The organism is Limnohabitans sp. 2KL-51, from assembly GCF_003063645.1.
Lineage (GTDB): Bacteria > Pseudomonadota > Gammaproteobacteria > Burkholderiales > Burkholderiaceae_C > Limnohabitans_A.
Genome location: NZ_NESJ01000014.1, coordinates 138,929 through 149,311 on the forward strand (window position 1 = coordinate 138,929; position 10,383 = coordinate 149,311).

A 10,383-nucleotide genomic window follows, 5' to 3' on the forward strand; every position below is an offset into this window, starting at 1 on the left:
GAGAAAACATGAGCAAGCCATTTCCTTTGACCCGCCGCGCTTTGGGCGTTAGTTCGGTGGCTGTGCTGGCCGCCAGCATCGCATGGGCCCCTTTGCAGGCGCAGGCCCAGTCGCGCAAAGACACGGTCATCTTGGGCATGATCCTGGAGCCCACCAGCCTGGACCCGACCATGGCCCCGGCTGCCGCCATTGGTGAGGTGGTGCACTACAACATCCTCGAAGGCCTCACCAAAATCAACGTCGATGGGTCCATTACCCCCTTGCTGGCCGAGAGCTGGAAGATGGACGCCGACGGCAAGGCCTACACCTTCAAGCTGCGCAAGGGCGTGAAGTTTTCCGATGGCGCAACTTTCGATTCGGCCGCTGTCAAATTCAGTTTTGACCGCGCCAAAGACGCCAAGAGCACCAACAAAGCCAAAGGCGCGGTGTTCAACAACATCAGCCACATCTCCACGCCCGATGCGCACACCGTGGTGCTGGTGCTGAACAACCCGGACGGCAACTTCCTGTTCCGCATGGGTGAGAACACAGCCGTGATCCTGCACCCCGACAGCGCGGCCAATGCCGCCACCAAGCCCGTGGGCACGGGCCCCTACAAACTCGACAGCTGGGCCAAAGGCACGGCGGTGAGCTTGTCCAAGTGGGACGGCTTTCGCGACGCCAACGCCATCAAAGTGAAGAAAGTCACCTTCCGATTCATCAACGATTCTGCCGCCCAAGTGGCTGCCTTGCTCGCGGGCGACATCGACGGCATGCCACGTTTCCAGTCACCGCAAAGCCTGCAACAGTTCCAGAAAGACAAGCGCTTTGTGGTCGAGTTGGGCAGCACGGCCGGCAAAGGCATCATGACCATCAACAACCGCAAAAAACCGTTTGACGATGTGCGTGTGCGCCGAGCCCTGTCGCACGCCGTCGATAAAAAAGCTTTCATCGATGGCGTATTTGAAGGCCTGGCCAAACCCATTGGCAGTCACATGACTCCCACCGATGCCGGTTATGTTGACCTGACTGGCGTGTACGCCTACGACCCCGAAAAAGCCAAAGCCCTGCTCAAGGAAGCCGGTGTGCAAACCCCATTGAACGTGACCTTGACCCTGCCCCCTCCGCCTTATGCCCGCAAGGGTGGCGAAATTTTGGCCGCGCAACTTGCCAAGGTGGGCATTGTGGCCAAAATTGAAAACGTGGAATGGGCACAGTGGCTGGGCGGCACCTTCAAGGGCAACTTTGACCTCACGGTCATCAACCATGTGGAGCCACTGGACTACATGGCTTACGCCAACCCGCAGTATTACTGGGGATACGACAGCAAGGCCTTCCGCGATCTGGCAGCCAATCACGCCGCCACAACGGGCACCAAAGAGCGCACGCAACTGTTTGGCGACATGCAGCGCATGATCGCCAAGGATGCGGTCAACGTGTTCTTGTTCAACGCCACCAACACGGCGGTTTACCGCAAAGGCCTCAAAGGCCTGTGGTCCAGCTCGCCTGTTTTTGCCAACGACATGTCGGTCGTGTCCTGGCAATAAATTGAAGGACAGCCCGAAAGCGCCCTGAAAAGCTTGCTATAATTCTTTGCACGATGCGGCTGTAGCTCAGTTGGATAGAGTACTTGGCTACGAACCAAGGGGTCGTGGGTTCAATTCCTGCCAGCCGCACCAAAAATCAGAAAGCCCACAACGAAAGTTGTGGGCTTTTTCTTTTGTCGCTCGCCAAATCACACGTTTCCCTAACGTTTATCTCGCAGGCAGCGATCATTTTTGCCATTGAACACCAAGACATGAGCAAAGCCTTCACCAAAGAGACCGACGGCGATGATGACGAGGAGCTGGGCTTACCGGCTTTGCCCTCGGGCGCGCGCAACTACATCACACCTGTGGGCTATGCCCGCTTGCGCGCCGAGTTGTTTACCTTGATGGATGACGAGCGACCCAAAGTGGTCGAGATCGTGCATTGGGCCGCCAGCAATGGCGACCGCTCGGAAAACGGTGATTACCTTTACGGCAAAAAGCGCTTGCGCGAAATCGATCGGCGCATCCGTTTCCTGACCCAGCGTCTGGAGATCGCCGAAGTGGTCGACCCGGTGGTGCACCACGGCAGCGACCAGGTGTTCTTTGGCGCCACGGTCACGTATGCAGAAGCCTCAGGCACAGGACGCACGGTGACGATTTTGGGCATTGACGAAGCCGACAGTTTGCAAGGCCAGGTCAGCTGGGTCTCTCCGATTGCACGCACCTTGCTCAAGGCGCGCCAAGGCGATGAACTCAAACTGCTCACGCCGGCAGGCGTGGTCGACATCGAGGTGTTGCAGGTGAGTTATCCAAAGGCGCCTTGAGTGGCCGTGTAGCCCCATGAGCTCAGCCTGAAAAAAGATCAGGCCTGTCCTTGGTTTTTGTTGGTTTGTCGCTCAGCCTTGATGACTGAGGGGGTGCGATTGAGGTGACGCAGCACCTGCTCCAGGTGCGCCGCATCGCGCACGGCCAACACGAACTTCAACTCGGCCGTGTCTTGCGGAGTCTCTTGTCCCATGTCCACGTGCACGATGTCGGTTTCGCCGCTGGCCAGAGCGGCGGCCACGCGGGCCAGCACGCCTTTGCCATTGATCACGGTGACGGTGATGGTGGTCTCAAAGCTGCGGCTCAATTCGTCAGACCACTCCACGCCGATGAAGCGTTCGCTGTCCTTGTGTTCCAGTTTGCGTGCAATGGCGCAATCTCGGGTGTGCACGGCCAGGCCTTCGCCTCGGCCCAAGTAGCCCACGATGTCGTCACCGGGCAGGGGACGGCAGCAACGAGAATAGACCACGGAGGCGTTTTCGCTGCCGTCGAGGGTGATGGCCCCTTGTGAGATGGACTCATGCGCTGTGAAGCGTTCACGGGTCATCAGCAGTGGATCGGGTTTTTGACCCAACTCGGACAAGAGCGCCGTCAGGCGCTTGGCCACAATGGTGGCGATGCGTTTGCCCAAGCCAATGTCCATCAGCAAATCGGGCTGGTTGCGGTTGCCCGTGAAGCGAAGCAGCTTTTCCCACAGCGTATGGTGCGCTTCGTCGTTGGCGGGCAGCTGGTTGATGCCTTCGGCTCGCAAAGCCTGGGCCAGCAATTTTTCACCCAGGTCCACCGACTCGGTTTGCGCCATGGTCTTGAGGTGGTGGCGTATCTTGGAGCGTGCGCGTCCGGTGCGCACAAAGCCCAACCAAGCTGGGTTGGGGGCTGACACGGGCGCTGTGATCACTTCAACCACGTCACCGTTTTTTAGCTCGGTGCGCAGGGGCACCTGGTCGCCATTGATGCGAGCAGCCATGGCGCGGTCACCCACCCGGCTGTGGATGGCGTAGGCAAAGTCAACCACTGTGGCGCCCCGTGGCAAGGCCATGATCTGGCTCTTGGGGGTGAACACATAAACAGCATCGGGGAACAAGTCGACCTTGACGTGGTCCCAGAATTCGGCTGCATCGCGTGTTTCGGTCTGAATGTCCAAAAGCGATTGCAGCCACTGCGTGCCCAATCGCTCGGATTGGGCGCTGGCCGACTCGTGCTCTTTGTAGAGCCAGTGCGCGGCCACGCCCGATTCGGCTACCAAGTGCATCGGCTCGGTGCGCATCTGAAACTCAACGTTCACGCCAGACGGCCCGACCAAGGTGGTGTGCAGTGACTGGTAGCCGTTGACTTTGGCAATGGCGATGTGGTCCTTGAATTTGCCGGGCAAAGGCTTGTAAATTTGGTGCAGCAAGCCCAAGGCGGTGTAACAGTCGATGACCGAGGGGACGATGACCCGAAGGCCATAAATATCGGTCACTTGTGCAAAGCTCAGGTGTTTTTCGTCCATCTTTTTGTAGATGGAGTAGATCGTCTTTTCGCGCCCGCTGATGCGCACATCCATATGGGCCTGGGCAAACACGCCCTCCACATCGGACTGTACTTTTCGGATCAGGTCACGTCGGCGGTTGCGTGCGCGTGTCACGGCTTTGGAGAGCACGGCATAGCGCCAGGGCAGCAGGTGTTTGAACGACAGGTCTTGCAGTTCACGGTAGATCTGGTTCAGCCCCAGCCGGTGCGCAATGGGGGCGTAAATCTCGAGCGTTTCGGAGGCGATGCGGCCCCACTTGCTGCGCGGCATGTCGGACATGGTGCGCATGTTGTGGGTACGGTCGGCCAGCTTGATCAGGATGACGCGCACATCGCGCGCCATGGCCAGCAGCATCTTGCGAAAGGATTCGGCCTGGTTCTCTTCAAGGGTGTTGAACTCGAGCTTGTCCAGCTTGGTCAGGCCATCGACCAGCTCGGCCACCGGAGAGCCAAAGCGCTCAATCAACTCGATCTTGGTGACGCCGCAATCTTCCATGGCATCGTGCAGCAGGGCGGCGGCCAGTGCCTGGGCGTCGAGTTTCCACCCGGTACACAGACCAGCCACTGCGATCGGGTGGGTGATGTAGGGCTCGCCGCTTTTGCGCATCTGGCCCAGGTGAGCTTCGTCGGCAAATTTGTAAGCCCGCCGCACCATCCCGGTGTCGGCTTCGCTCAGGTAGCCCAGTTGCGCCTCCAGCACAGCAAAGCTGGCGGCGGCCGCATTGGCAGCAGCCGGGTCCGGCGCTTTGGGGCGACTGGAGCCTGCTTTGGGGGTTTTGGGGAGGACAACGCTCATGGCATCAATGTAACGTAAGCGATTGCCTACTTAGGCGGCAGCCAAAAAAAAGCCCCATCACTGGGGCGTTTTGTGGTGAGGCTGGGCATCTGTTCGGGCCAGACCCTCTCAGCAGTTCAAAATTCAAGTCACGCGTTTGAGCATTTCGATGCCGACTTTGCCTGCCGCAATTTCACGCAGCGCGGTCACGCCGGGCTTGTTTTTGCTTTCAATGCGGGGGGTGTGGCCCTGGCTCAGCATGCGGGCGCGGTAGGTGGCGGCCAAAACCAGCTGAAAGCGGTTGGGGATCTTGTCCAGGCAATCTTCAACAGTGATGCGGGCCATGAGGTTTCCTTGAAAATGTCTGTGCGGGGATTCAAGCCATCTTGAGGGCTTGAAAGGTGTCAGGCCGAGCGCGGCGTTGAACGTGGTACTTGAGACGCTGTGCGTGAACCACCGCTTTGAGGTCAAACAGGGCGCGGTCAAATACTTCATTGATTATAACGAAGTCAAACTCCTTGGCCTGCGCCATCTCCACTGCGGCGTTTTGAAGGCGCAGCTCGATGATCTCGAGGGTGTCCTCGCCCCGGCGCTCCAAGCGCGAGCGCAACTCTTCCCAGCTGGGCGGCAAAATGAAAATCAGCACCGCGTTGGCGTACATCTTTTGGATCTGCAGGGCACCCTGGTAATCGATCTCCAAAATTACGTCTGCGCCTTGCGCCATGCGTTCCTCGATCATCTTTTTGGAGGTGCCGTAGCGCTGGCCGTGCACATGGGCCCATTCGACAAAGGCGTCACCCAGCACCATCGCGTCAAACTCTTGGTCCGATGCAAAAAAGTATTCTCGGCCGTGCTTTTCCTGGCCGCGCGGGGCGCGAGTGGTGTGTGAGACGGTAGGGTGTACATGCGAATCCAGCTCCATCAAGGCATTGACCAAGCTCGATTTGCCAGCCCCGCTGGGGGCGGCCACGACAAACAGGTTTCCGGGGTAATCCATGCTGAGGCTCTTTATTCGATGTTCTGGACTTGTTCGCGCATTTGCTCGATCAGCACCTTCATGTCCACCGAGATGCGGGTCATCTCCAGCACGGCCGATTTGGAACCCAAGGTGTTGGCCTCGCGGTGCAGCTCCTGAATCAAGAAGTCCAGTCGCTTGCCAATGTCACCGCCCTTGGTGAGAAGGCGGCTGAGTTCGTCCAAATGTGAGCGCAGGCGGGTCAATTCTTCGGCCACGTCGATGCGGATCGCAAAGGCAGTGGCCTCGGTCAAAGCCCGGTCTTGCGCGGCTTCGGGCAGGTGGCTGCCATCGGCCAGGGCCATCGCGTCTTTCCAGCGCTCCAAAAAGCGCTGGCGCTGTTGTTCGACCAATTGGGGCACCAGGGGCACGGCCAGCTCGGCCAGGCTGCGCAGCTGTTCAATGTGGCCTTGCAGCATCGTGGTCAGGCGCGCACCCTCTCGGGCGCGGGCTTCGCGCAGGGCGTCCACCGCTTGGGTGGCCAGTTGCATCCAGGCGGCTTCGTCAGGGGCGGCTTGGCCTGAGCTGCCAGCCGTCATGCGCAGCACGTCGGCCACGCTCAACGTGCGAGCACCGGGCAGCCAGTCCTGAATTTTGTCTTGCAGAGCCGCGATTTTCTGCAGGGTCTGATGGTTTGGGGCTTGCAGGGTGGCGCCATCTCCGGCGTCTTGGCTGGCGCGCACTTCGACTTTGCCGCGTTTAATCTGGCGGGTGATCAGCTCGCGCAGGCCGGGTTCGAGCTGGCGCAGCTCTTCGGGCAGGCGAAAACTCAGGTCGAGGAAGCGGCTGTTGACCGAGCGGATTTCAAGCCCCAGGCGGGCGGTGGGGGCCGCGCTGGCGTGGGCTTCGCCGTCTGCGGGCAGCGGGCTGTGCTGTACGCTGGCGTAGCCGGTCATACTGTAAACTGACATTGAACTGGTTCCTTCGCGCCGCAGGCCGAACACCGGCTTGGGGCAATTGCCTTGATCAGGCCCTTGAAAGGCTTGGCAGAGCATGAAACAGGGCATTATCGCAAACTCGCCCACATCGCTTGCCGACGCCAGCATCACACCACTCGCAAAAGACACACCCATGACAACTACCTCTGTTCGTTCCGGCCGCGCTGCCGACGCGTTGCGCGCTGTGCGCATCACCCGCGGCTACACCATTCACGCCGAAGGCTCGGTGCTGATTGAGTTCGGTCAGACCCGCGTGCTGTGCACCGCTTCGGTCGAAGAAAAAGTGCCCGGCCACAAAAAGGGCAGCGGCGAGGGCTGGGTCACGGCCGAATACGGCATGCTGCCGCGCGCCACCCACACCCGAGGCGACCGCGAAGCCGCACGCGGCAAGCAAAGCGGCCGCACGCAAGAAATCCAGCGCCTGATCGGCCGCTCGCTGCGCGCGGTGTTTGACTTGAAAAAGCTCGGCGAACGCACCATCCACCTGGACTGCGACGTGCTTCAAGCCGATGGCGGCACGCGCACGGCCAGCATCACGGGCGCTTTTGTGGCAGCGCAAGACGCCGTGAACTGGTTGATCGCGACCGGCAAACTGACCGAATCCCCCATACTCGACCGCGTGGCCGCCATCTCGGTGGGCCTGAAAAACGGCACCGCCTTGCTCGACCTGGATTACCCCGAAGACTCGTCTTGCGACACCGACATGAACGTGGTCATGACCGGCGCCGGTAACTTTGTGGAAGTGCAGGGCACGGCCGAAGGCGTGGCTTTTACCCGCGTCGAAATGGACGGCATGCTGGCGCTGGCCGAAAAAGGCATTGCACAGCTGGTGCTGCTGCAAAAGCAAGCGCACGACCAGCCCCAGACCCTGACTTTCAGCGCCTGAACCCTTGGCGATGGCGCACATGAAAATCGTTCTCGCCTCCAACAACGCGGGCAAACTGGCCGAACTGCAAACCCTGTTGGCCCCGCTGAATATGACTTTGGTGCGCCAGTCCGAGCTGAACATTCCCGAGGCTGCCGAGCCGTTCAAGACCTTTGTTGAAAACGCCCTGGCCAAAGCTCGCCACGCAGCGCAGCTGAGCGGCATGCCCGCCTTGGCCGACGACGCGGGCCTGTGTGTGGATGCTTTTGGCGGCCAGCCTGGCGTGGACACGGCTTTTTATGCCACCCGCTTTGGTTACCCTAAAGGCGATGACACCAACGTCACCGCTTTGCTGGAACAAATGCAGGACATCCAAGATGCGGAGCGGCGCCGCGCCGCCATGGTCAGCACGCTGGTGGCGGTGCGCAGCGCCGATGACCCTGAGCCTTTGATTGCTGTGGGCCGGGTGGTGGTCCAGATCACGCCCGAGCGCCGGGGCATTAACGGTTTTGGCTTTGACCCCGTCATGTACCTTCCCGAGTTTGGCAAGACCTTTGCCGAGTTGCCCCCCGAAGTGAAGAACGCCCACAGTCACCGCGGCCGCGCCGCGCAGGCCATGCTGGCGCTGATGCGCGAACGTTGGCTGGACAGCGCAGCGCCATGAACCCGATGATGGACCCGGTGCACGCCATGCGGCCAGGCGTGCTGCAACTGAATGCTCTGCCGCCGTTGTCGCTTTATGTGCACCTGCCTTGGTGCATCAAAAAATGCCCGTATTGCGACTTCAACTCGCACGAGTTCCGTGAGGGCGCCGATCCGGTGTCAACGCAAGATGCCTACATCAACGCCTTGTTCTCCGACTTGGAAGCCAGCTTGCCCTTGATTTGGGGCCGCAGCATCCAGACCGTGTTTTTGGGCGGTGGCACGCCCAGTTTGTTTTCGCCCGAAGCGATTGACCGCTTGATTTCGGGCATCCGTGCTCGGGTGCGCTTGGCACCCCAAGCTGAAATCACCATGGAAGCCAACCCCGGCACCTTTGAGAAAGACCGTTTCAAGGCGTTTCACCAAGCTGGCATCACCCGTTTGTCGATTGGTGTGCAGAGCTTTGACAACGTGCACCTGAAAGCCCTGGGCCGGGTGCACGACCGAGATCAGGCGCTGGCCGCTGTGACCGAGGCTGCGCAGGTGTTTGATACTTTCAACCTCGACCTGATGTACGCCTTGCCGGGCCAAACGATCGAAGGCCTCGCGCAAGACATTCAGACCGCTTTGGCCTTTGCGCCGCCGCACATCTCGATCTACCACCTGACGATCGAGCCCAACACGGTGTTTGCCAAGTTCCCGCCCACCTTGCCCGAAGACGATCTGGCCTACGAGATGATGGACCGCATCACCGAGCTGACCGGGTTGGCGGGCTTGGAGCGTTATGAAGTGTCGGCCTACGCCAAGCCGGGGCACAGGTGCCTGCACAACCTGAACTATTGGCAGTTTGGCGACTACTTGGGCATTGGCGCGGGCGCGCACAGCAAGCTCAGTTTTGCGCACCGCGTGCTGCGGCAAGTGCGTTACCGGGAGCCTGCGCTGTACATGCAGCAGGCCATGAAGGGCGAACCCGTCACGCAAAGCACCGAGGTGTCACGCCAGGACTTGCCGTTTGAATTCATGCTCAATGCGCTGCGTTTGCGGGGTGGGTTTGAATTGGCCGATTACGTTGACCGCACGGGTCTGGCCATGACCAGCATCCAGGCGGGGTTGCAAGAAGCCGAAAAATTGGGCCTCATTGGCCGCAACCTGCACCGGGTCTGGCCCACCGAAAAAGGCTTTGATTTCTTGAGCGACTTGCAATCCCTGTTCTTGACGAACAGCGATAGTGCGCAGGTTCAGTGACTGCGCAGGGATGGTCTGGTGCTCATCCGGTCGAGCATAAACTTGAAGCCATACAGCATCAGCAAAGTCCCCAAAGCGTCGCCCATGAACATCGGCCAGATGTCCACCCAGATGTTGAGGTGGGGCCGATCCAGCACGAGCCAAACCAACTGATGCATCAATGCGGTGGTGGCTGCAAAGATCAAGGTCATTTTCAGCAGCAAAAGCGCATTGAGAGATTGCAATTTTGGATCCAGCCACTGACGATGGATCAGCAATTTCAACACCAACCAAGGGGTCAAGCCCCCCACGATGCCATTCAAAAAAGCCAGTGCAGCGGCGTTTTGCGTGAAAAGTTCGCGGTCGATGAACCAGCTGCCCAACATCAAGCCCAGGGCACCAGGCAAACCCATGATCAGGACGAGGATGACCCGAAATCCTGCGGGCAGAAACACCCAACTGATGCCATCGCTGTATTCGAAAATAGAAAAAATCAAATCGTTGAGATGGAAGAATCCCACAAACAAAACAGCGCTGAAGAGGGTCAGCGCTGTGGTTTCAAAGCCGTCTCTGACACTGTTGATCATATGATCGGGTTTTGGTGGGCTTGCTGCATGGAGCGGCCCAGATGCTGGAAGTAATCCAGGGTGCGTTGGGTGGGAATCAGGAATTTGGCGCGTCGGTCACCTTCCTGGTTCAGTGTGCTGAGCAAGTCTTTTTCACGCAGCCGCGTGATGCGCTTGTGCAAAGTGGCGGGAGAACCCAGTTCTGCCAGGCCGATGGCTTCGCGCACCGACATGGGCTGGTTTTCGTACCAACGCAGCACTACCGATTGCAGCAATGCCGATTCGTTGGCATCAATGGCCTGTCCTTCAGGCAAGGCTTGAATCACCTTGGCTAGTTGGAGAAATCGCAGGTAAGCTGAAGCAAAAGGGCTTTGATTATTGTCCATGCTCAGTAGTGTCCGGTTAAACCGGGTTAATTTGTAGAGAAAGCCAATACTGGCGTGGCCTAGCGGTCAATTTTATTTGGTGCCGATTTGAAACTCGTTTTCCCATTCCTGTGTAATTTCCAAGGCT

11 protein-coding genes and 1 tRNA gene are annotated in these 10,383 nt (G+C 59.2%); 6 read left to right on the top strand and 6 right to left on the bottom strand.

Annotated elements, in window-relative coordinates:
* The first annotated feature begins 8 nt into the window (after nucleotides 1-8).
* The 3 genes from B9Z49_RS15515 to greB all read left to right on the top strand — a co-directional run bounded on the left by B9Z49_RS15515 (nucleotide 9) and on the right by greB (nucleotide 2,332).
* Complete coding sequence (locus tag B9Z49_RS15515) at nucleotides 9-1,526, top strand: ABC transporter substrate-binding protein (RefSeq protein ID WP_108354339.1); 1,518 nt, start codon at nucleotides 9-11, stop codon at nucleotides 1,524-1,526.
* 55 nt (nucleotides 1,527-1,581) lie between these two features.
* Nucleotides 1,582-1,658: transfer RNA gene (locus tag B9Z49_RS15520), tRNA-Arg, on the top strand.
* 119 nt (nucleotides 1,659-1,777) lie between these two features.
* On the top strand, nucleotides 1,778-2,332 hold the full coding sequence (gene greB, locus B9Z49_RS15525; protein ID WP_108354358.1) for a transcription elongation factor GreB: 555 nt from the start codon (nucleotides 1,778-1,780) through the stop codon (nucleotides 2,330-2,332).
* A gap of 38 nt (nucleotides 2,333-2,370) precedes the next feature.
* Here the strand turns inward: greB and B9Z49_RS15530 are convergent, their stop codons facing one another.
* The 4 genes from B9Z49_RS15530 to B9Z49_RS15545 form a co-directional block, all read right to left on the bottom strand.
* Nucleotides 2,371-4,641 carry a bifunctional (p)ppGpp synthetase/guanosine-3',5'-bis(diphosphate) 3'-pyrophosphohydrolase gene (locus tag B9Z49_RS15530; RefSeq protein WP_108354340.1) on the bottom strand — a complete coding sequence of 757 codons (2,271 nt, stop codon included), beginning with the start codon at nucleotides 4,639-4,641 and terminating at the stop codon, nucleotides 2,371-2,373.
* A 123-nt stretch (nucleotides 4,642-4,764) separates the two neighbouring features.
* Complete coding sequence (rpoZ, locus tag B9Z49_RS15535) at nucleotides 4,765-4,965, bottom strand: DNA-directed RNA polymerase subunit omega (protein ID WP_108354341.1); 201 nt, start codon at nucleotides 4,963-4,965, stop codon at nucleotides 4,765-4,767.
* A 31-nt stretch (nucleotides 4,966-4,996) separates the two neighbouring features.
* Complete coding sequence (gene gmk / locus B9Z49_RS15540; protein ID WP_108354342.1) at nucleotides 4,997-5,617, bottom strand: guanylate kinase; 621 nt, start codon at nucleotides 5,615-5,617, stop codon at nucleotides 4,997-4,999.
* Nucleotides 5,618-5,628: 11 nt separating this feature from the next.
* The gene (locus tag B9Z49_RS15545; RefSeq protein WP_108354359.1) at nucleotides 5,629-6,531 is read right to left on the bottom strand and encodes a YicC/YloC family endoribonuclease; all 903 of its coding nucleotides are present in this window, start codon (nucleotides 6,529-6,531) and stop codon (nucleotides 5,629-5,631) included.
* Nucleotides 6,532-6,706: 175 nt separating this feature from the next.
* Between B9Z49_RS15545 and rph the strand changes: the two genes are divergently transcribed.
* The 3 genes from rph to hemW are packed head-to-tail and all read left to right on the top strand — an operon-like array spanning nucleotide 6,707 to nucleotide 9,325.
* A complete protein-coding gene (rph, locus tag B9Z49_RS15550) occupies nucleotides 6,707-7,459 on the top strand; it encodes a ribonuclease PH (RefSeq protein WP_108354360.1) in 753 nt (250 codons plus the stop codon).
* Between the two features lie 19 nt (nucleotides 7,460-7,478).
* Nucleotides 7,479-8,102 (top strand): non-canonical purine NTP pyrophosphatase, encoded by a 624-nt coding sequence (locus B9Z49_RS15555; RefSeq protein WP_108354362.1) that lies wholly within the window; start codon nucleotides 7,479-7,481, stop codon nucleotides 8,100-8,102.
* Nucleotides 8,103-8,107: 5 nt separating this feature from the next.
* The gene (hemW, locus tag B9Z49_RS15560) at nucleotides 8,108-9,325 is read left to right on the top strand and encodes a radical SAM family heme chaperone HemW (protein WP_108354361.1); all 1,218 of its coding nucleotides are present in this window, start codon (nucleotides 8,108-8,110) and stop codon (nucleotides 9,323-9,325) included.
* Here hemW and B9Z49_RS15565 read toward each other — a convergent pair.
* Together B9Z49_RS15565 and B9Z49_RS15570 are read right to left on the bottom strand one after the other, a co-directional pair.
* Complete coding sequence (locus B9Z49_RS15565; protein WP_108354343.1) at nucleotides 9,319-9,891, bottom strand: hypothetical protein; 573 nt, start codon at nucleotides 9,889-9,891, stop codon at nucleotides 9,319-9,321. The genes hemW and B9Z49_RS15565 overlap by 7 nt on opposite strands.
* Complete coding sequence (locus B9Z49_RS15570; protein ID WP_108354344.1) at nucleotides 9,888-10,256, bottom strand: hypothetical protein; 369 nt, start codon at nucleotides 10,254-10,256, stop codon at nucleotides 9,888-9,890. The genes B9Z49_RS15565 and B9Z49_RS15570 overlap by 4 nt, the downstream gene beginning before the upstream one ends.
* Nucleotides 10,257-10,383: the final 127 nt, after the last annotated feature.

Bases quoted from the DNA above. Each gene is read 5' to 3' on its own strand.
- B9Z49_RS15530 (WP_108354340.1), bottom strand. From the start codon at position 4,641: ATGAGCGTTGTCCTCCCCAAAACCCCCAAAGCAGGCTCCAGTCGCCCC.
- gmk (WP_108354342.1), bottom strand. From the start codon at position 5,617: ATGGATTACCCCGGAAACCTGTTTGTCGTGGCCGCCCCCAGCGGGGCT.
- B9Z49_RS15565 (WP_108354343.1), bottom strand. From the start codon at position 9,891: ATGATCAACAGTGTCAGAGACGGCTTTGAAACCACAGCGCTGACCCTC.
- B9Z49_RS15555 (WP_108354362.1), top strand. From the start codon at position 7,479: ATGAAAATCGTTCTCGCCTCCAACAACGCGGGCAAACTGGCCGAACTG.
- B9Z49_RS15515 (WP_108354339.1), top strand. From the start codon at position 9: ATGAGCAAGCCATTTCCTTTGACCCGCCGCGCTTTGGGCGTTAGTTCG.
- hemW (WP_108354361.1), top strand. From the start codon at position 8,108: ATGATGGACCCGGTGCACGCCATGCGGCCAGGCGTGCTGCAACTGAAT.
- rph (WP_108354360.1), top strand. From the start codon at position 6,707: ATGACAACTACCTCTGTTCGTTCCGGCCGCGCTGCCGACGCGTTGCGC.
- greB (WP_108354358.1), top strand. From the start codon at position 1,778: ATGAGCAAAGCCTTCACCAAAGAGACCGACGGCGATGATGACGAGGAG.
- B9Z49_RS15570 (WP_108354344.1), bottom strand. From the start codon at position 10,256: ATGGACAATAATCAAAGCCCTTTTGCTTCAGCTTACCTGCGATTTCTC.
- B9Z49_RS15545 (WP_108354359.1), bottom strand. From the start codon at position 6,531: ATGACCGGCTACGCCAGCGTACAGCACAGCCCGCTGCCCGCAGACGGC.
- rpoZ (WP_108354341.1), bottom strand. From the start codon at position 4,965: ATGGCCCGCATCACTGTTGAAGATTGCCTGGACAAGATCCCCAACCGC.